At 34.7% G+C, this 21881-nt stretch carries 20 protein-coding genes; 14 read left to right on the top strand and 6 right to left on the bottom strand.

All coding sequences use genetic code 11. The features are described from left to right. Positions 1 to 14 precede the first annotated feature (14 nt). The 6 genes from trpB to recR all read right to left on the bottom strand — a co-directional run bounded on the left by trpB (position 15) and on the right by recR (position 5287). Positions 15 to 1205: a tryptophan synthase subunit beta gene (gene trpB, locus B2745_RS12815; RefSeq protein ID WP_026904726.1), complete on the bottom strand. Its 1191-nt coding sequence runs from the start codon at positions 1203 to 1205 to the stop codon at positions 15 to 17. Between the two features lie 2 nt (positions 1206 to 1207). Then, a complete protein-coding gene (locus B2745_RS12820) occupies positions 1208 to 1837 on the bottom strand; it encodes a phosphoribosylanthranilate isomerase (RefSeq protein WP_304067296.1) in 630 nt (209 codons plus the stop codon). Position 1838: 1 nt separating this feature from the next. Next, positions 1839 to 2840, bottom strand: coding sequence for an anthranilate phosphoribosyltransferase (gene trpD / locus B2745_RS12825; protein WP_304067299.1), 1002 nt, complete (start codon positions 2838 to 2840; stop codon positions 1839 to 1841). A 231-nt stretch (positions 2841 to 3071) separates the two neighbouring features. Beyond that, complete coding sequence (locus B2745_RS12830; RefSeq protein ID WP_304067302.1) at positions 3072 to 3887, bottom strand: SDR family oxidoreductase; 816 nt, start codon at positions 3885 to 3887, stop codon at positions 3072 to 3074. Between the two features lie 3 nt (positions 3888 to 3890). After that, positions 3891 to 4667 carry a glycosyltransferase family 2 protein gene (locus tag B2745_RS12835; protein WP_304067304.1) on the bottom strand — a complete coding sequence of 259 codons (777 nt, stop codon included), beginning with the start codon at positions 4665 to 4667 and terminating at the stop codon, positions 3891 to 3893. 2 nt (positions 4668 to 4669) lie between these two features. Continuing rightward, positions 4670 to 5287 carry a recombination mediator RecR gene (gene recR / locus B2745_RS12840; protein ID WP_304067307.1) on the bottom strand — a complete coding sequence of 206 codons (618 nt, stop codon included), beginning with the start codon at positions 5285 to 5287 and terminating at the stop codon, positions 4670 to 4672. A 53-nt stretch (positions 5288 to 5340) separates the two neighbouring features. Between recR and B2745_RS12845 the strand changes: the two genes are divergently transcribed. The 14 genes from B2745_RS12845 to ruvB all read left to right on the top strand — a co-directional run bounded on the left by B2745_RS12845 (position 5341) and on the right by ruvB (position 21876). Next, positions 5341 to 6858: a sodium:solute symporter gene (locus tag B2745_RS12845; RefSeq protein WP_304067310.1), complete on the top strand. Its 1518-nt coding sequence runs from the start codon at positions 5341 to 5343 to the stop codon at positions 6856 to 6858. Continuing rightward, positions 6855 to 7562 carry a TIGR00730 family Rossman fold protein gene (locus B2745_RS12850; RefSeq protein ID WP_026904732.1) on the top strand — a complete coding sequence of 236 codons (708 nt, stop codon included), beginning with the start codon at positions 6855 to 6857 and terminating at the stop codon, positions 7560 to 7562. Before B2745_RS12845 ends, B2745_RS12850 begins: the two co-directional genes overlap by 4 nt. Before the next feature lie 98 nt (positions 7563 to 7660). Then, entirely contained in the window at positions 7661 to 8218 is a 558-nt protein-coding gene (locus B2745_RS12855; RefSeq protein ID WP_304067312.1) for a ferritin-like domain-containing protein, read from the top strand. Between the two features lie 130 nt (positions 8219 to 8348). Then, entirely contained in the window at positions 8349 to 9371 is a 1023-nt protein-coding gene (locus B2745_RS12860) for a quinone-dependent dihydroorotate dehydrogenase (protein ID WP_304067315.1), read from the top strand. 661 nt (positions 9372 to 10032) lie between these two features. After that, the gene (locus tag B2745_RS12865; protein WP_304067318.1) at positions 10033 to 10938 is read left to right on the top strand and encodes a PDDEXK nuclease domain-containing protein; all 906 of its coding nucleotides are present in this window, start codon (positions 10033 to 10035) and stop codon (positions 10936 to 10938) included. A 624-nt stretch (positions 10939 to 11562) separates the two neighbouring features. Further along, positions 11563 to 12363 (top strand): hypothetical protein, encoded by an 801-nt coding sequence (locus tag B2745_RS12870; RefSeq protein ID WP_304067321.1) that lies wholly within the window; start codon positions 11563 to 11565, stop codon positions 12361 to 12363. Between the two features lie 324 nt (positions 12364 to 12687). Next, positions 12688 to 12864, top strand: a complete 177-nt coding sequence (locus tag B2745_RS12875) for a hypothetical protein (protein ID WP_304067324.1) — start codon at positions 12688 to 12690, stop codon at positions 12862 to 12864. Positions 12865 to 13108: 244 nt separating this feature from the next. Next, positions 13109 to 14287 carry an acetyl-CoA C-acyltransferase gene (locus B2745_RS12880; RefSeq protein ID WP_304067327.1) on the top strand — a complete coding sequence of 393 codons (1179 nt, stop codon included), beginning with the start codon at positions 13109 to 13111 and terminating at the stop codon, positions 14285 to 14287. Further along, the gene (locus B2745_RS12885; RefSeq protein WP_304067329.1) at positions 14288 to 15184 is read left to right on the top strand and encodes a hypothetical protein; all 897 of its coding nucleotides are present in this window, start codon (positions 14288 to 14290) and stop codon (positions 15182 to 15184) included. It begins immediately after the preceding gene. Positions 15185 to 15404: 220 nt separating this feature from the next. Next, on the top strand, positions 15405 to 17183 hold the full coding sequence (locus tag B2745_RS12890; protein WP_304067332.1) for a peptide MFS transporter: 1779 nt from the start codon (positions 15405 to 15407) through the stop codon (positions 17181 to 17183). Positions 17184 to 17253: 70 nt separating this feature from the next. Next, a complete protein-coding gene (locus B2745_RS12895) occupies positions 17254 to 18753 on the top strand; it encodes a peptide MFS transporter (RefSeq protein ID WP_304067335.1) in 1500 nt (499 codons plus the stop codon). A gap of 29 nt (positions 18754 to 18782) precedes the next feature. After that, positions 18783 to 19568 carry a polyprenol monophosphomannose synthase gene (locus B2745_RS12900; protein ID WP_414691935.1) on the top strand — a complete coding sequence of 262 codons (786 nt, stop codon included), beginning with the start codon at positions 18783 to 18785 and terminating at the stop codon, positions 19566 to 19568. After that, on the top strand, positions 19565 to 20638 hold the full coding sequence (locus tag B2745_RS12905; RefSeq protein ID WP_304067338.1) for a GDSL-type esterase/lipase family protein: 1074 nt from the start codon (positions 19565 to 19567) through the stop codon (positions 20636 to 20638). Before B2745_RS12900 ends, B2745_RS12905 begins: the two co-directional genes overlap by 4 nt. A gap of 215 nt (positions 20639 to 20853) precedes the next feature. Beyond that, entirely contained in the window at positions 20854 to 21876 is a 1023-nt protein-coding gene (gene ruvB / locus B2745_RS12910; RefSeq protein ID WP_026904982.1) for a Holliday junction branch migration DNA helicase RuvB, read from the top strand. The last annotated feature ends 5 nt before the right edge of the window (positions 21877 to 21881 follow it).

Here is a 21881-nt window from a genome sequence, read left to right on the forward strand (position 1 = left end):
TTTTTATCTATTATTTAAAGGTTGAAATATTTCATAAAGGTGTTTAAATCTTTATCGCCACGTCCTGATAAGCAAACCACCACGATTTCATCACCTTTAAAAGTCATTTTTTCTAATTGTGCCAAGGCGTGTGCCGATTCTATAGCAGGAATAATACCTTCCATTTTAGAAAGTAATAAACTTGCATCCATAGCTTCAGCATCGGTAATACTTACATATTCTACACGCTTGGTTTTATGTAAATGTGCATGTTGAGGGCCAATACCCGGGTAATCTAAACCAGCAGAGATAGAATAAGGCTCTATCACCTGGCCATCTTCTGTTTGCATTAAAATGGTTCTTGAGCCATGTAAAACACCTTCTTTACCTAATACAGAAGTAGCTGCCGAATGACCAGAGTTTACGCCTAAACCTGCTGCTTCTGCGGCAATAAGTTTTACATGTTCATCATCCAAAAAATGGTAAAACATACCCATAGCATTACTGCCACCGCCCACACAAGCTAAAACATAATCTGGTGATGGCGAGCCTGTATGCTCTATCAATTGTTTTTTAGTTTCTTCAGAAATGATAGATTGAAAACGAGATACCATTTCTGGATAGGGGTGTGGCCCAACTACAGAACCAATGATATAATGGGTATCAACCGGGTTATTAATCCAGTCTCTCATGGCCTCGTTGGTAGCATCTTTAAGTGTTTTACTTCCAGAAGTTGCAGGAACAACCGTTGCACCCATCATTTTCATACGGGCAACATTAGGCGCTTGTCTTTCTATATCAACTTCGCCCATATAAATCACGCATTCTAAACCTTTTAAAGCACAAACGGTAGCCGTTGCTACACCATGTTGCCCGGCTCCGGTCTCGGCAATAATTCTTTTTTTGCCTAATTTCTCGGCTAAAAGAATTTGTCCAATGGTATTATTGATTTTATGAGCACCGGTATGGTTTAAATCTTCGCGTTTGAGGTAAATGGTAGCACCATATTTTTCTGATAACCTTTTAGCCAGATATAATGGTGAAGGCCTGCCCACATAATCTTTTAATAGCGATTGAAATTCGGCTTGGAAATCTGGCTGCGCTATAATATTTAAATAATTATTTCTAAGCTCCTCAATATTAGGGTATAACATTTCTGGGATATAAGCCCCACCAAAATCTCCATAATATCCTTTATCTGTAACTCTATAGTTTGTATGTGCCATAACTATGCTCTAATCATTTTAAATGCTTCTTCTAATAATGCTATATCTTTAACACCCGGTTCAACTTCAAATTTAGAATTTAAATCGACACCATATAGCTGCGGGTGTGTTAGTTTTTTTACTTTTTCGAGGTTTTCTATGGATAAACCTCCACTTAACATAAATGGTATATTTAATTGATATTGATTTAAGATATCCCAATCAAAAGTTTTACCAGAACCACCGTAAGAATCAATTTTTGTGTCAAATAAAAAGAAATCAACGCAATTTGTATAAGCTGTTAATTCATCAAAATCAAAATCAGGATGAATGCCAAATGCTTTAATCACTTTAAAACCTTCTTTTTTTAAGTTTTGACAAAGTTCTGGACTTTCCTCTCCGTGAAGTTGCACTGTGCCGATGCCATAAATTCTGCTAAACTCTATAATCTCATGCTGCAATGCATTAACATAAACAGCAGTTTTGATAATATGTTTAGGAAGTTTCAACACATCCTGACGGTCAAAATCAACACCAATAAAGCGGGCAGATTTTGGGTAAAATATGAAACCCATAAAATCTGGTTCTAAAGAGCCTAAGGCATTGATGTTAGCCTCATACTTCATTCCGCAAACTTTAATTTTTAAGCTCATCTTAGTTTTTACTGATATCTATAAGTTTTTGGAAAGATTTTAATGCACTACCATTAAGCAAGGCCATTTCTGCTTTATAAAAGCAATCTGCAAAGCTTAATTTACTTTCTATGGTTTTGATGGCTAAAGCTGCATTTACCAAAACAACGCTGCTTTGCTGTATAGTAGCTTTGTTATTTAAAACACTTAAAAATATTTTGGCAGAATCTTCTACGGTTGAGCCACCTGTAATCATTTCGGCATCAATTTTATCAAAACCTAAGTCTTTAATGGCATGTAATTGTTCGCCTTGGTTAGAGAAGGTTTTAAAATCACAGGTTAGAGAAACCTCGTCATAACCTTCTAAAGCATGCAAAATGGTATAGTTGATAGTAGAATTTTGGTATATATAAGCATATAAACGAGCAAGCTCTAAACTAAAAACACCAACAATTTGATTTTGTGGTTGAGCAGGATTAACCATAGGTCCCAACATATTGAAAAAAGTTTTTACGCCTAGTTCTTTCCTAATGGGTGCTATATGTTTCATCGCTGGATGAAATAAAGGAGCATGTAAAAAGCAAATTCCGGCCTCGTCTAAACTTTGTAATAATTTATCTTCGTTGTTGGTGAATTGATAGCCTAGATATTCCATCACATTGGAAGAGCCACAGCCAGATGAAACGCCATAGTTACCGTGTTTAGCTACATGATAGCCAGCACCAGCCACTACAAAAGAAGCTAGGGTAGAAATATTAAAAGTGTCTTTACCATCGCCACCTGTACCGCATAAATCTATCAGATTATAGTTTTGGTTAAGCTTTACGGGTAGGCAGAGCTCTATCATAGCGTCCTTAAAACCTTGTAATTCTTCTACCGTAATAGAACGCATACAATAGGCGGTCATAAAAGCTGCCATTTGCGAGTTATTGTAGCTGCCTAGCGTAATTTTCTTTAATATTTCTTTAGACTCAGAAGTACTTAAAGTCTTATGTTCAAATAGGTGGTTTAATATTTCTTTCATCAATATGTGCTCAAAAAAATCAAATAAAAAAGGGGCATCCTCAACGGCAGCCCCTTAACAGTATCTTATCAGGTATATACAAATAGGTTTTGCCTTACGATATTTCGTAATGCCACCACCATATTGTATTTACACTTGTATGTCTCATTGCAACAGCAAATATGATATTTTTTTGAAAATTAAAAAATAAAAAAACCGATTATCTTAAAAAACAGACAAGCAGATTATAAATTATCTAATCAAAGGATCTTTTTCTTTAGTGAAATGCTTGTAAACCAATTGGTTTAAAAAGTTAGGGGCTATTTTTTGTAGAAATACGGTTAGCTTTCCTTGGGCTGTCATGATTAAAGTGTTTTTTCTGCCAGCTATGCCGTTTACAATTTTACGAGCTACTTCTTCGGCAGTCATCATTTTACCTTCATCCATACTGGTTTCTCCTTGCGGAAGAGCATCACTATTTAAAGCTACATTTCTGATATTAGATGCAGTAAAGCCTGGGCAAGCTACCATTACATGTAAACCTGTTTTTAAATGCTCTACCCTTAGAGCTTCAAAAAAACCATTCATAGCAAATTTTGAAGCCGAGTAACCCGTTCTGCCTGGTAAACCCTTATAGCCTGCAATAGAGGATATAGCTACCACAGAACCACCATTATTAATTAATTCTGATAAAGCATATTTAGTACAATAAACAGTCCCCCAAAAGTTAATATCCATTACTCTTTTTAAAACTTCTAAATCTAAATCTTTAAATAAAGCCCGCATAGAAATACCTGCATTATTGATTAAAATATCAATACGACCCATGGTAAATAAAGTTTGGTTGATGATGTTTTTGCAGTCTTCTTCTTGTGTTACATCAGCCTGAATGGCTAAAGCCTTAACTTTGTATTTTTCCTGAATCTCATTGGTAATTTCACAAAGTTTAACATACTGTCTCGCAGCTATGGCAATATGGGCTCCTTTTTTAGCAAATTCTTCTGCTAGTGCTTTGCCAATACCGCTAGATGCACCCGTAATCACAACAACTTTGTTTTGAAAATCCATGATTTAAAATTTTAAAAAATACTTCCTAGCAAATATCAGAATTGCTCCGTAAAAATTCTTGATATATCGCCAATTATACTTTTTGGTACTTTGTCCTTTAAAATGAATGATATAAGTATTACCGTAGTAGTAGTTCTTGAAGCCGCTAAGTTTTAGTCGGTATGATAAGTCTATATCTTCGCCATACATAAAAAAATCTTCATCAAACAAACCGGCCTTAGCTAAAGCTTTTTTTCTTAATAGCATAAAGGCTCCTGCTAAAATATCAACTTCGGAAATTTCAAATTCTCCAATATGATGTGCATAATAGCTATTAAAAAACTTTGATGAAGGCAAAAGCTTAGAAATACCTGTAAAATGAAATAATACTGTTGAAATACCAGGGATTTGCCTTTTAGACTCTTTTAAAAATTCTCCTTGTCCGTTAATCATTCTCAAACCTAAACCACCAGCTTCAGGGTGTTTATCCATAAAATCAATGGTTTTGGTTAGGGTATCTTTACTGGTGATAGTATCTGGATTTACCACTAAAATATATTCCCCGGTAGCTTGTTTGATAGCTTGATTATTAGCTTTTGAAAAGCCTACATTGTTGTTATTACAGATAAGTTTAATTTCTGGATAATTGCTTTGCAGCATCTCCACACTTTTATCATCAGAGGCATTATCAACCACAAAAAACTCGTATTCTATGGTTTTGCAAGCGTCTAATAAAGAATCAATTGCTTGTTGCAGCAAATCTCTTACATTATAATTTACAATAATGATAGATAGTTTCAAGCTTATTTGTTTAAGGTGTTTTCATAAGGAACACGAGTAGTAATAGATCTTCCTAAAGTAATCTCATCGGCATATTCTATTTCTCCGCCAAAGGCAATACCTCTTGCTATGGTGCTTATTTTAAGATTAAAATCTTTAAGTTTTTTGTGCAGATAAAATATAGTTGTATCTCCCTCCATGGTAGCACTTAAGGCAAATATAATTTCTTTAGTTTCATGATTTTTAATACGTTCAACTAAAGAATCTATGGTTAAATCTGCCGGGCCAACACCATCCATAGGTGATATTAAACCATTTAATACATGATATAAACCATGGTATTGGTTGGTGTTTTCAATAGCCATTACATCTCTAGTATCCTCAACCACACAAATTAAAGAATGGTCTCTTTTAAAAGAGTTGCATATCTCGCAAATATCAAAATCAGAAATGTTATGACAGGTTTTACAGTATTTAATGTTGTTTTTTAAGGTAATAATGCTGCTAGCAAAGGTATCAACGTCTTCTTTGCTTTCCTTTAAAAGGTGTAAAACTAACCTTAATGCAGTTTTTTTACCTATACCGGGTAAATTACCAAATTCGTTTACGGCATTCTCTAATAATTTAGAGGAGAAATTCATTTTGCTAAATTAAAAATTAAATGTTAAATAGCGATTGATAAAACGAGCTTTAAATGTCGCCCATTACTTTATTAATCTTTATTCTGTCTTATTTTTTTGTGTTGATAACGATAGCATTTATCACCTCAAAAAAGTCTTCAGATAATTCTACTTTTTTTATAGCCAATAGGAATTCTAAATGGTATTTGGTGGCTTTCGGGATGATAGGTACTGCTTTAAGTGGCGTAACTTTTATTTCGGTACCGGGGCAGGTGGGGGCACCAGCAGGTAACCAGTTTCAGTATTTTCAGTTTGTATTGGGTAATGCTTTAGGTTTTATTATTGTAGCTACAGTGTTGTTGCCTTTATATTATCGTTTAAATTTAACATCCATTTATGGTTATATAGAAAAAAGATTAGGAGTAGTAAGTTATAAAACAGCAGCAGCTATTTTTCTAATGAGCCGTACCATTGGTTCGGCTTTTAGGTTGTATCTGGTGGTTATTGTGATGCAGCGTTTTATTTTTGATGCCTTTGGTGTTCCATTTTGGTTAACGGTTTTGCTTTCATTGGCGTTAATTTGGCTTTATACTTACAAAGGAGGCTTAAAAACCATCATCATTACAGATACTTTACAAACTACTTTTTTAGTTTTATCGGTGCTTTTAACCATTTATTTTATCTGTAATAGCTTAAATTTAAACGTAATTGAAGCTTTTGAGACTATTAAACAGAGCGGCTACTCCCAAATATTCTTCTTTGAGAATTTTATGGATAGCAAGTTTCATGTAGCTAAGCAAATACTAGGAGGCATGTTTGTAACCATTGCCATGATAGGCTTAGACCAAGATTTGATGCAAAAGAACTTAAGCTGTAAAAACATTAAAGAGGCACAAAAAAACATGTTTACCTTTACAGGAATCTTTGTATTGATCAACTTATTTTTTTTAAGTGTTGGTGCTTTACTTTATGTTTACGCAAGCAAAAATGGTATTGCTATTCCGGTTGATGATACAGGGAACATCAGAACAGATTTTCTTTTTCCAGAAATAGCCCTTAACCATTTAGCTGTAGTGCCCGCTATTGTTTTTATGTTAGGTTTAACAGCGGCTACTTTTGCCACAACAGACTCGGCCTTAACAGCCTTAACCACCTCTTTTTGTGTAGATTTTTTAAACTTTGATAAAAAAGAAAATATCAATGATGCTAAATACATTAAAGTAAGACATACCGTACATATTGGTTTTTCTATCCTGATGTTTTTAGTTGTGTTGTTATTTAACCAAGTAAACAATAAAGCTGTTGTAAGTGCTATTTTTACGGTAGCTTCCTACACTTATGGGCCTTTATTGGGTTTGTATGCTTTTGGATTATTTGCACAAAAAGGGGTAAGAGATAAATGGGTGCCTATTATTTGTTTGGCAGCACCAGCAATATGTTATGTTTTAAACATAAATTCTAAAACAATTTTAGGTGGTTATGTTTTTGATAATGAATTGATAGTAATTAACGGATTGATAACATTTTTAGGCCTGTATTTAATAGCTACCAAAACTACAGCCGAAGAGAAACTATATAATAGAAGTTTATGACAAATGATGAGAAAATAAGAAGTGCGTTTGAGAACAAAACTTGGCAAGAAATAAAAGTAACAGATTCTTGGCAAATATTTAAAATCATGGCCGAGTTTGTAGATGGTTTTGAAAAGCTTGCTAAAATAGGTCCTTGTGTATCTATTTTCGGTTCTGCCAGAACACCAACAGAAAATAAGTATTACCAAATAGCTGTAGAAACCGGTAAACTATTAACAGAGCGTGGTTATGGTGTTATTACCGGTGGTGGCCCTGGTATTATGGAAGCCGGTAATAAAGGGGCTTTTGAAGCAGGAGGAAAATCTGTAGGTTTAAATATAGAATTACCTTTTGAGCAATTTCATAACCGATATATTGATAGAGATAAAATCTTAGAGTTTGATTACTTCTTTATTAGAAAGGTAATGTTTATGAAGTACTCTCAGGGATATATTGTTTTGCCTGGTGGTTTTGGTACTATGGACGAACTTTTTGAAGCCATGACTTTAATCCAAACTGGAAAAATAGCCCGTTTCCCAATAGTTTTAGTCGGAAAGGATTATTGGACAGGTTTAATAGATTGGATTAAAAACACCATGCTAGAACAAGAAAGAAATATAAGTCCAGAAGATTTAAACTTATTTAGGCTGGTAGATACCGCAGAAGAAGCAGCAGAGCATATTTTTAGGTTTTACGAAAAGTATGTTCTTAAGCCAAACTTCTAGAAATGATTTAATTCATACATACAGTTACACATCTTTAAACTTTTTTAATGGCATTGTTATTGGTTGGCTTTTAGAAATTAAATACCTTAAAAAATAACATGCCTACAACAAAAGCAAAAGCCTCTAAAGCACAAGGTGCTAAAAGAGAAAGAACAGAAAAAGAATCAGGAGCTTTAAAAGAATTATTTGTAGATTCTTTAAAAGATATCCTTTGGGCCGAGAAACATTTAACCAAAAGCCTTAAAAAAATGGCTAAAGCTGCTACCTCAGAGCAACTTAAAACAGCTTTTGAAGAGCACTTGACCCAAACCGAAAATCAAATTACCCGTTTAGAAAGCGTATTTGAATCTATCGGAGAAAAAGCAACAGCCAAAAAATGTGATGCTATGGAAGGTTTAATTAAAGAAGCAGAAGAGCTTATTGAGGAAACCGAAGATGGTACCGAAGTTAGAGACGTAGCTTTAATTTCCGCAGCGCAAAAAGTAGAACATTACGAAATTGCCACTTATGGCACTTTAAGGGCTTTAGCCGGAACATTAGGTTTTACAGAAGCACAAGCTTTGTTAGAAGAAACTTTAAATGAGGAAAAAGAAGCAGATGTTTTACTGACAGAAATTGCAGAAAACGCTGTTAATGAAGAGGCAAGCTTAGAATAATTATTGCCTGCTTTATTTAAAGAAAAGGATTGTTTTACATCAAGTAAACAATCCTTTTCTTGTTTTAAGATTTCTGCCTATTCTAACCTTTACATAGTTATTAGGATTAAAAATTTGTAAATTTGCCTACATGTACAAACTTATTAAACCACTATTTTTTCAATTCGACCCAGAAAAAATCCACTATTTTGTTACCGGAAGTTTAAAAAATGCTCAAAAAATATGGGGCCTACCAGCTTTGTTAAAAAAAGCATACAGCTTTAATCATGTTTCATTAGAGAGAGAACTTTTTGGCTTGAAATTTAAAAACCCTGTTGGTTTAGCCGCAGGTTTCGATAAAAATGGCGAATATATAGAAGAGCTCGCAAATTTTGGTTTTGGTTTTATTGAAGTTGGTACCGTAACACCCTTACCACAGCCGGGTAATGATAAACCCAGAATGTTCAGGTTACAAGAAGATGCTGCATTAATAAACAGAATGGGTTTCAACAATAAGGGTGTTGATGTTTTAGCCAGAAAATTGGAAAGTATTAAACGCGATGGTTTAATTATAGGAGGTAATATTGGTAAAAATAAAAATACACCCAATGAAGAAGCCGTAAATGATTATATCAAATGTTTTGATAGGTTATTTAATGTGGTAGACTATTTTGTTGTTAACGTAAGTTCTCCCAATACTCCAAATTTAAGAGCTCTACAAGAAAAAGAACCTTTAAAACATATTTTAAACACCTTACAACAAAGAAATCATAAGGATGGTATTTCTAAACCAATCTTATTAAAAATAGCTCCTGATTTAACAAATTCTCAGTTAGATGACATTATAGAAATTGTGCAAGAAACTAAAATTGCTGGTATTATAGCTACAAACACCACCATCTCCAGAGATGGATTACAGGCACCAGCATCTCTGAAAAACGAAATGGGCGGTGTAAGTGGTAAACCAGTAGGAAAAAGGTCTACCGAGGTCATTAGCTATTTATCAGAAAAATCTAATAAAGCTTTCCCTATTATTGGAGTAGGAGGTATACATAGTGCAAAGGATGCTCAAGAAAAGCTAGCAGCAGGGGCAAGTCTGATTCAGGTTTATACAGGCTTTGTTTATGAAGGCCCTGGCTTAGTTAAACGTATATTAAAAAGTTTGGTAAGGTAGGTGTATCTTTTCCTTTTGAATTTTCAGGATAGGGGTGCAGTTGCAGGTGGTTGGTTTCTGGTTTCCATGTCTGTGTTTTCAGTTTTCGTCGGCGACTTTTAATTTTTCTTTCATTGCGATGAGGAACGAAGAAGCAATCTTTTTTTTATTTATTGAAGGATTGATTTTTGAATGATAGATTGAAGCCTTCCGCTTTTAGCCTTAAAAACCGAGAAATACATATTCTTGCTGGCACTGTAAATGACACTGTAAAACTTAAAATTGATACTGTAAATGACACTGTATTTTTATTGATAAAGCAAAACAATAAAATAACGGCTAACGAAATAAGCGAATGCTTGAAAATAAGCTTAAGCACACAGTAAGACGTAAAATAAAAGAACTTAAAAATAACAGAAAAATAGACCGTATTAGTAGTGATAAAACAGGATATTGGGAAACAATTGAATAGTTATATAGTTGACGGTTGTGAGTTGCCAGTTCCCAGTTCTGGGTGGGGATTTTTATTTAGTGAAGGATTGATTTTTGAGTGATTGATGATCAGTTTTTAGTTGTGAGTTTTGGGTTTTTAGTTTTGAATTTTACCTTTTGAATTTTCTAAGTCATTTATATCCTGATAAGCTAGCTTTTTTCATAAATTTCAACCTTATTTATTCTTTATATGATGAACGGATTGATTAATAAACAATCAGATTTCTTTGAGAAAATAGCAAGTTTGCTAAAACAGGCAAGAAATTCAATAATTAAAACCATTAACCATACAATGGTTAGGACATATTTCGAGGTTGGTAAACTCATTGTTGAAGAGGAGCAGAATGGTAAAGAAAGGGCAGAATACGGTAAACAGATTATTGAAGAACTTTCTATGAGGTTGATTCAGGAGTTTGGTAAAGGTTTTTCTGCTACTAACCTTAAGCAAATGCGTTCATTTTATCTCATGTATTCAAAAGGTCAGACACTGTCTGACGAATTTGAATTAAGTTGGTCTCATTACTTAAAACTTATGAGGATTGATGACCCTAAAGAACGTAAATTTTATGAAATTGAATCTGTTAAGAATAACTGGAGCCTAAGGGAGCTTCAACGTCAATATGATAGTGCTCTCTACGCTCGTTTGGCTTTAAGCAGAGATAAAGACAAGGTTTTAGAGTTGTCTCAGAAAGGATTAGTTATTGAGCATGCTAAAGATGCAGTTAAAGATCCTTATATATTAGAATTTATTGGATTACCAGAACATTCGATTTATTCAGAGAGCCAGTTAGAACAAAAACTAATTGATAAATTAGAACATTTCTTACTGGAGCTTGGTACTGGATTTACTTTCGTTGCAAGACAAAAAAGAATAACTTTTGACGAGAAGCATTTTCGTGTCGACTTAGTGTTCTATAACCGAATTCTTAAATGCTTCGTTCTTATTGATTTAAAAATTGGAGAATTATCTCATCAGGATTTAGGTCAAATGCAGATGTATGTAAACTACTATGACCGCGAAATGAGGTTGCCAGATGAGAATAAAACTATAGGAATTGTTCTCTGTCAAAATAAGAGCCAAGCGGTTGTAGAATAGATTAAAGCTTTCCACCTTTAGCCTTCTGCTTTAAGCTTTTTCGAATGATTTCCTGTTTTTGAATTTTAATTTTTCCCTTTTTACTTTTCAATTATTACCACGGAGTACGCAGAGGGCACAAAGCTGGGTATAGACTTATAAAAGCGCTCTGTGAACTTTGTGCTCTTTGTGGTTAAAACAATTCTAAGTTTTTAATACGGAGAATGGATTGATAAAGAAGAAAGTCAAATTCCTATGATGATTTAAGCCTTCAGCTTTCCGCCTTTTGCCTTCCACATTGCTCTTTTAGTTTAATGTTTAACGTAAGATAAACGTAGGATAAACGTAGGATAGAACTACTTTAACATTTATCTGAAATAGTTAAAACTGTTCTGGTTTTGACTTACAATAAATATTTGCTTATTTAGAGTTAAATTCTGTTTTATAAAAAATACCTATGGAATTGGATTAAATTATGCTTTATAAAAATTAATAATAACTTGATGTTTGCACATATACCAATCTAGTAGGTTGTATTTGCGCAGGTTTATGGGATATATAATAGTTGTATGCAATTTTTCCGAACTGAGCAAAAAAGCCAACCTTTATTTCCTTTTTTGCATCTAAGTAAATAAAAGCTGAATAATGAAAAAAACACTAACACTTACAATCTTACTTTTTTGTATAAATAATTTGTTCGCACAAACAATTCGAGACTCCGTTTTTAATAATGTGATTTTGATTAATAACACAGATGTATCTACGGATGGATTTCATTTTTTAATTGATATACCTATCAAACCTCAAAAAGAAGCTATTGTTATTTTCAATGACGACCACCGTATTCCTGCAAAATTATTTTTTAGCAGAAATTCATTCTTATGTGGTCAAAATGAATTTATACTTATTACACCTGATTGGGAATATTATAATAATGTTAAAGAAACTGAGAGAAAAAACTCTGGTTTGAAGTTGCATCCTTATAGACAAAATAAAGTTTATCATATTCAAAGAAATAATACAAAGATCCAAATAGATAGTTCAAGTATAAGAATCGACGACTCAAAGAATTCTATAAAAATAAATTTTAAAAACCCAGATTTGAAAGAAAACGAAATAAAATATTTTTTTCAGGAATGCTATGGTTCTAAATGTTGTCCAGAAGACCCGTCTTGGAAATTAGAGAAAGAGAGAAACGAAATTAAAAATAATTTTAATGAAAAGCACAATGTAAATGTTTATAAAAATGTTTACACACAAATTAAGGGTAAAGAAGGCGAACATTGCGATTATTACACATTAAGTGATTTGACAAATGAACAGAAGATTCAATTTATTTTTCCACCAAAAATCCATACGAAAACAGATGATGTAACACAAGGTTTTTTTGTTATTATCTTACCTTCAATTATAAATACTGAGAATATGAAGCACATCAATAAATAACAAAATGGATAAAATAAAACTATACACAACAGCAAATTTGCACAAAAATGGCTGACCCCTCACTGGCGCAAGTCTTAGTGAGTAGGGTGAAAAGGGAGAGCCTGACTTGTGCCTATTCAGTGGGCGTAGTAAAGCATGCAGTATATAATTTATATAGTAGTGAAAAGAATTATCAAGAAGGTATAGGTTTAATAGATATAAATGCATTAGAGTAATGAAAGCACAAGTCAAGCATTTGCTCTTTATCTAGCCCTCTAAGACTTGCAGTTAGAGGTACACAATTAAATCGATTGTATATAGCTTGCAAATAATTCATAGATATTTATGAGCAAAAGAGAAAATCAACTTAAAATGATTGCTGACTTGGTAGATTATTATCGCAAGATGTCTGATAATCAACTTTTGAATATTATCCATGGCAGCAGTTTTAATTGGGATGTTAAGTACAAAAAAGCCTTAAATATTGTGTTGAAAGAGCGTGGTTTAAAAAATGTAGATTAAACTTAGTTCCATTTTTTTGGAGGATGTCTTTGAATAACCTAGTGACAGATAAAGCAGAGACATTATGTCTGTAGAAACCAATTACGCATTCTATTGGTATAATCCCTTGGCTTAAAAAATTATTTTATAATATTTTAAAAGTGAAATTTCTAAATTTTTCTTTTAGCTCCAACCCCTAAATTCTCCACACACCCCTAAAAATCATTAATAATATCGCTAAATTGCTTCAACCAATTTTTTAAGCATGAGAGAAGTAGTCATCGTTTCGGCAGTAAGAACGCCCATTGGTAGTTTTGGTGGTAGTTTATCAAGCTTTTCAGCAAGCCAATTGGGTGGTTTTGCTATTAAAGGCGCTTTAGACAAAATAGGATTAGAGGCTAATAAAGTAGAAGAAGTTTACATGGGCAATGTGCTTTCGGCCAATGTAGGGCAGGCACCGGCCACACAAGCCGCTAAGTTTGCAGGTTTACCCGATATTCCGGCAACCACCATCAATAAAGTATGTGCTTCTGGAATGAAAGCGGTGATGTTGGCCGCACAAGCTATTGCTACAGGAGATAAAGACATTATGGTGGCTGGCGGAATGGAAAGCATGAGTAATGTACCTTATTACTTAGCCAAAGCAAGAAATGGTTACAGGCTTGGGCATGGCGAGTTAACGGATGGTTTAGTAAAAGATGGCCTATGGGATGTTTATAACGATTACCACATGGGTAGCGCAGCAGAACTTTGTGCCAGCGAATGTAATATCACTAGGGGAGAGCAAGATGCTTATGCTATACAATCTTATAAGAGGTCGCAACAAGCTACAGCTGATGGTTTATTTACTGATGAAATCATCCCGATAAGGCTGATAGATAAAAAAGGTAACGAAACATTCATCCAAACAGATGAAGAAATTTCTCAAGTATTTTTTGATAAAATCCCCAACCTAAAGCCCGTATTTAAAAAAGACGGTACGGTTACGGCTGCTAATGCATCCACCATTAATGATGGTGCTGCGGCACTTATTTTAATGAGCAAAGAAAAAGCCCAGGAACTAGGTTTAGTGCCTTTAGCGCATCTTATTTCTTTTGCAGATGCACAGCAAAGTCCAGAATGGTTTACTACAGCCCCGGCAAAAGCAATTCCTTTAGCCTTGCAAAAGGCAAACTTAAAAACATCAGATATTGATTATTTTGAGATTAATGAGGCCTTTTCTGTGGTGGCTTTGGCCAATAATCAAGCTTTAAGTTTAGATGAAACTAAGGTGAATATTAAAGGCGGAGCAGTATCTTTGGGGCATCCACTTGGGGCTTCCGGAGCCCGTATCTTGGTTACGCTTATCCATATACTAAAACAAAATAAAGCAAGTTATGGTGTTGCGGGTATTTGTAATGGTGGTGGTGGCGCTAGTGCAGTAGTTATTCAAAATCATAATTAAATGAAGTTTTACAGTATTTTAACTGTCTTATTTTTAGTTTTTAGCGGTATTCAAGCTCAGGTAAAGCCAGAAACGATACAGAGCTATGAGCTTGAGCTTCAAAAGTTAGGTGAAGTGATGATTAACGATTCACTAGAGCAAAACCGTATTCAAGCGAATTACAAATTTGTAAGAACTTTAATTAGTGCTTTAAAAGAGAAAAACGCTTTCGCTTATCCTTTTGATAGCTTATCGAGATACATCACAGTAAAAACTGCTGATGATAAAAAGTTTAAAATCTTCACCTGGTTTTTAACCTTAGATGATGGCTCTTTTAGATATTATGGGGCTATCCAATTAAATAATCCAAATCAGTTAGAACTTATTCCCTTAACCGATTATACTTCGCAAATTCTGGATAACAGCTTAATCTTATCTAACAAGCAATGGTACGGAGCTGTTTATTATCAAATTATACCGGTTTTAGGCATCAAAGATCCTTATTATATTTTGCTAGGGTGGAAGGGGAAATCTTTAACCACATCATCTAAAGTGATAGAAATACTATCTTTTAGCGGAAAAGACGCAGTTTTTGGGAAACCCGTATTACAGGATGATGCTAAAAGTAAGCTTTTCTTAAACCGTAAAGTATTTGAGTATAGCAGTAGTGTTTCTATGCTTTTACGTTATGATAAGGATGATAAATTGATTGTTTTAGATCATTTAGCCGTACCAAATGAAGAAATGGCAGGTATACCTTCTATGTACGGACCCGATTTAAGTTACGATGCCTACCGTTTTAAAAATGGAAAATGGCAATTGCAAGAAAATGTAAAGCTGCAAAATAAGCCCGATATTAGTGATGAACTGTTTATAGATCCAACAAAATTGGCTCCTCCGGTTAATCAGCAGAAGTAAGGCAAATTTGTAATATTTTCGTTTCTCAAGAATACAAGTTATACAATTACATAGCAATTAATTAATATTGAAATAGTAGAGGTTGTCTCAAAGCAACTATATTGTCAGGCTGAGCGGAGTCGAAGCCTTTTTTGGGTAAGTCTGTAAACATTTCGACTCCGCTCAATGCGACAAAAAACATTTTTGAGATATCATCTTTTCAAATTATCCTTAGATATTTATGGCTAGTACGCATCTTCAATCTTCAGAAGAAGATTTTTTTAAATCTAAAGTTTTAGGGCATCCAGCAGGGCTATTTGTGTTGTTTTTTACCGAAATGTGGGAGCGCTTTTCTTATTACGGAATGCGAGCCTTATTGGTGTTATTTCTAACCTCTTCTATCATGGGCGATAACCCAGGTTGGGGTTGGCCACGTGAACATGCTTTAGCTATTTATGGCTCCTATACTTCTTTTGCGTACCTCACACCTATTTTAGGGGGCTACATAGCCGATAGAATTATTGGTTACCGCTGGGCCGTAGTTGTTGGTGCTTTATTGATGACTTTGGGCCATTTATCTATGGCGATAGAGGTAGACCCAATTTTTATGTATCTGGGTTTGGCTTTGTTGGTGTTTGGTAATGGTTTTTTTAAGCCTAACATGACTTCTATTGTAGCGCAGATGTATAAAAATCATCCTGAAAAGAAAGATGGTGCTTATACCATTTTCTACATGGGTGTAAATTCTGGAGCTTTCTTAGGGATGCTTTTATGCGGTTATATAGGCGAAAGTCCGGATTGGGGATGGAGCTATGGTTTTGGTTTAGCCGGAATTTTCATGCTGGTAGGGATGCTTCAATTCTATTTCACCCAAAATATTTTTGGTGATATTGGCTTAAAGCCGATAAAAGAAGAAGCCTCAAATGCTGCTGGCACAGCAGTTAAAGAGGAAGAACAACTGAACCCTTTCTCTAAGTTTGATTTAGTGTTGATAGGCTTAATATCAGTAATAGGTTTAACTTGGGTAATTAATGACCCTGTATCAAAAATCACCAGTGTAAATGCCTTTAATTTTGAGCTTGCTGGCTTAAGTGGTAGTAATTTTATGATTATAACAGCCTTGGTGTTGTTTTTATTCATCCTCATCAAAAGGATTTCTCAGTACACACCTGTTTTAAGAGATAAAATGATAGCCGTTATCATTTTGGCTTTTATTACCATTTTCTTTTGGGCTTCTTTTGAACAAGCTGGTGGTTCTATGACTATTTTCGCTAGTGATTATACCGCTAGAATTTTAACAGGCGATTATAAACTGATTTTCAATATTGCCAATACCTTAATTACAGTAGTGCCTTTGGTGATTATTTCTTATGTTTTATTCAAGCTTTTCGCTAATACTTTTAAAAGATTTGCTTTAGGAAATATCATTTTGGCTATTGGTTTTATCATCATTTGGGTAATTGTTATCTACATGCTTGCTCAGCAGTATAGCGATGTAAAATCAGAAGTTCCGGCAACGTGGTTTGGTGTTTTAAACTCTTTATTCATCATCAGTTGCGCACCTTTGGTTTCTAAGGTTTGGGAAAGTAAGTATAACCCGCCTGCAACAGTTAAAAACGGTGTAGGAATGATGTTATTAGGAACTGGTTTTGCAGTTTTAGCTTATGGTGCTAGTGATATTCCGCAAGGAGCACAAACAGCAGCGGTTAGCATGATTTGGTTAGTGTTAGCATATTTTTTCCACACCATGGGCGAGCTTTGTATCTCTCCAGTAGGTTTATCTTACGTAAGTAAACTGGTACCGGGTAGGATGATAGCCATTATGTTTGGTATTTGGTATTTAGCCATTGCCATTGGTAATAAAATAGCAGGTACTATGGGAGGGATGATAGATCAGATTACAGCTAACTATTCTATGTCGGTCTTCTTCCTAATCTTCACCATTATTCCGGTTGCTTTAGGGGTATTTATCATTCTATTAACGCCATTATTGAAAAAATTAATGCATGGGGTAAAATAATTGGCTTTTAATATTTATAAAATCCAGCTAAATTCAATATCTTTCAAAAACACACTAACACAACCATTGTATGGAAAAGCAAAAAGAACTATTTGGCCACCCCATAGGGCTTTATATCTTGTTTCTTACAGAAATGTGGGAACGCTTTAGTTACTACGGCATGAGAGCCATCTTGGTACTTTATCTGGTAGCCAAAACAAGCGATTTAAATGCCGGTTTAGGATGGACAGAAGGCGAGGCTTATGCACTTTACGGTTGGTATACCATGTTTGTTTATGTAGCTTCTATTCCCGGTGGTATTATAGCTGATAAATATTTAGGTCAGAAAAAATCGGTGATGTTGGGCGGTTGGTTACTGGTAGCAGGGCATGGCATTTTAGCTATTGAGCAAATGTGGGCTTTTTACACAGGTTTAATTTTAATTGTTGCCGGTGTGGGATGTTTAAAACCTAATATATCTACCATGGTAGGCGGTTTATATGCCAATGGCGATAGAAGAAAAGATATGGGTTTTTATATTTTTTATATGGGGATAAACCTTGGTGCTGCAATTTCTGCTTTGGCAGTTGGTTACGTTGGCGAAACTTATGGCTGGCATTATGGTTTCGGGATGGCTGGTATAGGAATGGCTTTAGGGCAAATAGTGTACCTGTACGGACAAAAATATTTAACCCATGTAGGGGATTTGGCTGTGGTAGATAAAACTTCTGGCGAGCCTCAACAAAATTTGTTTTTAGACATCTTTAAAAAGAAAAACTCTTTGTTCTCAACTTTAGCAGTGTTAGCTGTAGGATTAGTTGTTTTTGCAACCTCTAGCTGGCAATATGGGCTGTTAATTATGGGTTTAAGCTTTGCCGTAGGAGTTGCTATGGTGATGTATAACGAGTGTAATGCTATAGAAAAAGATAGGATGAAAGTTGTTTTTCTATCTTTTTTAATCATAATTGTTTTTTGGGGAGCTTTTGAACAAGCCGGTGGCTTGATGAATGTTTATGCCGACCAAAAAACCAACCGTATGATAGGTTTAAGTTTCTTACCAGAAGTTCCGGCATCTTGGTTCCAAAGCGTAAACGCAATTTTTATTTTAATTTTTGCCACTATAGTTGGTGCTTTCTGGACAAAATGGGCTAAAGCAGGTAAAGAAGCTTCTTCAATTTTTAAAATGGCTGTTGGGGTGATTATCATGGGTTCTGGCTTTTTCTTCATGACAGCCGCTTCCCTTGAATACCAAGAAGTTGGTAAATCTGCTATGCACTGGTTAATTTTAGCTTATCTATTTCATACCATTGGCGAGCTTTGTGCATCGCCGGTAGCACTTTCTTTTATCACAAAATTATCTCCAGAAAGGTATGTAGCTTTTATGATGGGGGCTTATTTTGCCGCCACAGGTTTAGGAAGTAAAGTTGCGGGTATTTTATCAGAAGCATCTGCCGAGGCTGGCGAGCTTACCATTTTTACTGGTATTGCCATATTTTCCATATTGTTTGGTCTGTTGGTTTTCTTCATCATTAAGCCTTTAAAAAGACTTACACACGGTGCAGAAGAAGGTGTTGCACCAATAGCACATTAATACGATAAAAAGAGAATAAGAATTGATATATGTATAAGCTTCCAAAAATGTATTTTTGGAGGCTAAAAATTTACAAATTGTTTGATAGTTTAATTATAATTCCCACCTATAATGAAAAAGAGAATATTGAAAAAATTATTCATAAGGTTTTTTCATTAGCTCATCCATTTCATGTTTTAATTATTGATGATGGCTCGCCTGATGGGACAGCATCTATTGTTAAACATTTGCAAAGCATCTATCCCGAAAGGCTTTTTATAGAAGAACGTAGTGGTAAACAAGGTTTAGGTACTGCTTATATTCATGGCTTTAAATGGGCTTTAAACCATCATTATGAATTTATTTTTGAGATGGATGCCGATTTTTCTCATAACCCTGATGATTTAATGAGGTTAAGAGAAGCTTGCGTAGCTGGGGCTGATGTTGCTATAGGTTCAAGATATATTAAGGGTGTAAATGTGGTAAATTGGCCAATGGGCAGGGTTTTGATGTCTTATTTTGCATCGGTATATGTACGTTTAATTACAGGTATTGATATACAAGATGCTACGGCTGGTTTTAAATGCTATCGCAAGCAGGTTTTAGAAACTATAGAGTTTCATAAGATAAAGTTCGTAGGTTATGCTTTCCAAATAGAAATGAAATTTACGGCTATTAAACATGGTTTTAACGTAGTAGAAATTCCTATCATTTTTACAGACAGAACAGAAGGAACTTCAAAAATGTCGACTAAAATTTTTAGAGAAGCCTTTTTAGGAGTGATTGAAATGAAAATAAGAAGTTGGTTTAGAACGTATAAGCAAAAATCAGCATGAAAAAATACTTTCTATTCATCATCTTTTGGTTGGTTACTTATGCCTCTTTTGCGCAACAAAAAATAGATGCACAACATACCGCTATTGCTTATCAGGGAAGAATAAAGAAGGATAAGGCTTTAGTGGAGTTATACTGGTCGGCCACAAGTGTGAAGCTTAATTTTCAAGGCAGTGCAATCTCAGCAACTTTTCAGGATGAAACGGGTAATAATTACTATAACATCATCATAGATGGTGATAGCAGCTATATTTTTAGACCAGAAAAAGTAAAGAAAACTTATATCCTTGCTCAAAATTTAAAATCGGGCAAACATCAAATAGAAATTTTTAAAAGAACAGAGTGGACAAGAGGTAAAACCCTTTTTTATGGTTTTGAATTGCCTCAAGAAGCTAAGGTTCTTGCAGCGGATAAGCCTAAAGCAAGAAAAATAGAGTTTTATGGAAATTCTATAACAGCAGGTTATGCAGTAGAAGATTTTTCTGGTAAAGATTCTCCAGACAGCACCTTTACCAATGCTTACCTAAGTTATGCACACTTAACAGCTAAACATTTTAATGCGCAATACCATAGCATTTGCAGAAGTGGTATAGGTATCATGATCAGTTGGTTTCCTTTGATTATGCCCGAAATGTATGATCGCTTAAATCCTCAAGACGCTTCTAGTAGATGGGATTTTAAGCAATATACACCAGATGTTGTAGTTATTAATTTATTCCAGAATGATTCTTGGTTGGTAAAGAGAACCAATACCGAGGGCTTTAAAGCTGCTTTTGGTAGCCAAGCACCAACAGAAGATTTTATCATTAAATCTTATCAGAATTTTGTGCAGTCTATCAGAAGCAAATATCCTAAAGCTAAGATAGTTTGTATTTTAGGGAATATGGATGTCACCAAAAAAGGCTCGCCTTGGCCTGGCTATGTTGAAAAAGCTGTAGCAGGTTTAAAAGATGCTCATATTTACACACATTTTATCCCTTATAAAAATACTGCAGGACATCCTAGTGTTAAAGAGCAGCAAGATATAGCAAACGGTTTGATTAAATTTTTAGCGCAGAAGATGAGTTGGTAAGTATTTATGAAGAATTATTGAAGATAAAACTTTAATAGTTTCTAAGGCTTTGCCACCCTAAACCTGATATAAGCGGATACCGGCCTTGAGCCTAATGCCTTGTAGGCGTATGAGCGTTTAGCAGGACTACCGGTAAATAGCTGCATTTTACTTGCTTTCTAAAAAATCTTATACACTTATTCTAAACCAGAAGTGTTTTTATTAACTTCATCCCCATGAATGAAAATCTTGATCCTAATAAAGATCGATTAAATCCTACAGATAAAGAGGTTGAGAAAGTGTTACGTCCGCAGGAGTTTGAAGATTTTGCCGGACAAGATAAAATTCTAGAAAACCTTAAAATATTTGTGAAAGCTGCTCGCTTAAGAGGCGAGGCTTTGGATCATGTTTTATTACATGGCCCTCCAGGATTGGGTAAAACCACACTTTCACACATTATTGCCAATGAAATGGGCGTGGGTATAAAAATTACCAGCGGCCCCGTATTAGATAAACCCGGTGATTTAGCAGGTTTGTTGACCAATTTAGATACAGGTGATATTTTATTTATTGATGAGATACACCGTTTAAGTCCGCTAGTAGAAGAGTATTTATACTCGGCCATGGAGGATTTTAAGATAGATATCATGCTGGAAACAGGGCCCAATGCTCGGTCGGTACAAATATCTTTAAACCCTTTTACTTTAGTTGGAGCCACTACAAGGTCTGGCTTGTTAACCTCGCCTTTAAGGGCAAGATTTGGTATCAATTCTAGATTACAATATTACGATGCTAAGTTGTTGACTTCTATTGTGATGCGCTCGGCAGATATTTTAAAAACGCCTATTACAGAAGAAGGGGCTTATGAAATTGCGAGAAGGAGTAGAGGTACGCCACGTATAGCTAATGCTTTGTTAAGACGTACTCGAGATTTTGCCCAGATAAAAGGAAATGGAGAAATTGAAACCGAAATAGCTCGTTATGCGTTAAACGCACTTAATGTAGATGAACATGGTTTAGATGAGATGGATAATAAAATCTTATCAACCATTATAGATAAGTTTAAAGGAGGCCCAGTAGGCTTAAAAACAATAGCCACGGCAGTAGGTGAGGATGAAGGTACGATAGAAGAGGTTTATGAGCCCTTTTTAATACAAGAAGGCTATTTAATGCGTACAGCAAGAGGGAGGGAAGCTACAGAAGCGGCTTATCATCATTTAGGTAAATTAAAATCCGGCAGTACCGGGACACTTTTTTAATTCAT

This window comes from Pedobacter glucosidilyticus (assembly GCF_002483235.1).
GTDB classification, from domain to species: domain Bacteria; phylum Bacteroidota; class Bacteroidia; order Sphingobacteriales; family Sphingobacteriaceae; genus Pseudopedobacter; species Pseudopedobacter glucosidilyticum_B.

Bases quoted from the DNA above. Each gene is read 5' to 3' on its own strand.
- trpB (WP_026904726.1), bottom strand. From the start codon at position 1,205: ATGGCACATACAAACTATAGAGTTACAGATAAAGGATATTATGGAGAT.
- B2745_RS12820 (WP_304067296.1), bottom strand. From the start codon at position 1,837: ATGAGCTTAAAAATTAAAGTTTGCGGAATGAAGTATGAGGCTAACATC.
- trpD (WP_304067299.1), bottom strand. From the start codon at position 2,840: ATGAAAGAAATATTAAACCACCTATTTGAACATAAGACTTTAAGTACT.
- B2745_RS12830 (WP_304067302.1), bottom strand. From the start codon at position 3,887: ATGGATTTTCAAAACAAAGTTGTTGTGATTACGGGTGCATCTAGCGGT.
- recR (WP_304067307.1), bottom strand. From the start codon at position 5,287: ATGAATTTCTCCTCTAAATTATTAGAGAATGCCGTAAACGAATTTGGT.
- B2745_RS12845 (WP_304067310.1), top strand. From the start codon at position 5,341: ATGTCGCCCATTACTTTATTAATCTTTATTCTGTCTTATTTTTTTGTG.
- B2745_RS12850 (WP_026904732.1), top strand. From the start codon at position 6,855: ATGACAAATGATGAGAAAATAAGAAGTGCGTTTGAGAACAAAACTTGG.
- B2745_RS12855 (WP_304067312.1), top strand. From the start codon at position 7,661: ATGCCTACAACAAAAGCAAAAGCCTCTAAAGCACAAGGTGCTAAAAGA.
- B2745_RS12860 (WP_304067315.1), top strand. From the start codon at position 8,349: ATGTACAAACTTATTAAACCACTATTTTTTCAATTCGACCCAGAAAAA.
- B2745_RS12865 (WP_304067318.1), top strand. From the start codon at position 10,033: ATGATGAACGGATTGATTAATAAACAATCAGATTTCTTTGAGAAAATA.
- B2745_RS12870 (WP_304067321.1), top strand. From the start codon at position 11,563: ATGAAAAAAACACTAACACTTACAATCTTACTTTTTTGTATAAATAAT.
- B2745_RS12875 (WP_304067324.1), top strand. From the start codon at position 12,688: ATGAGCAAAAGAGAAAATCAACTTAAAATGATTGCTGACTTGGTAGAT.
- B2745_RS12880 (WP_304067327.1), top strand. From the start codon at position 13,109: ATGAGAGAAGTAGTCATCGTTTCGGCAGTAAGAACGCCCATTGGTAGT.
- B2745_RS12885 (WP_304067329.1), top strand. From the start codon at position 14,288: ATGAAGTTTTACAGTATTTTAACTGTCTTATTTTTAGTTTTTAGCGGT.
- B2745_RS12890 (WP_304067332.1), top strand. From the start codon at position 15,405: ATGGCTAGTACGCATCTTCAATCTTCAGAAGAAGATTTTTTTAAATCT.
- B2745_RS12895 (WP_304067335.1), top strand. From the start codon at position 17,254: ATGGAAAAGCAAAAAGAACTATTTGGCCACCCCATAGGGCTTTATATC.
- B2745_RS12900 (WP_414691935.1), top strand. From the start codon at position 18,783: ATGTATAAGCTTCCAAAAATGTATTTTTGGAGGCTAAAAATTTACAAA.
- B2745_RS12905 (WP_304067338.1), top strand. From the start codon at position 19,565: ATGAAAAAATACTTTCTATTCATCATCTTTTGGTTGGTTACTTATGCC.
- ruvB (WP_026904982.1), top strand. From the start codon at position 20,854: ATGAATGAAAATCTTGATCCTAATAAAGATCGATTAAATCCTACAGAT.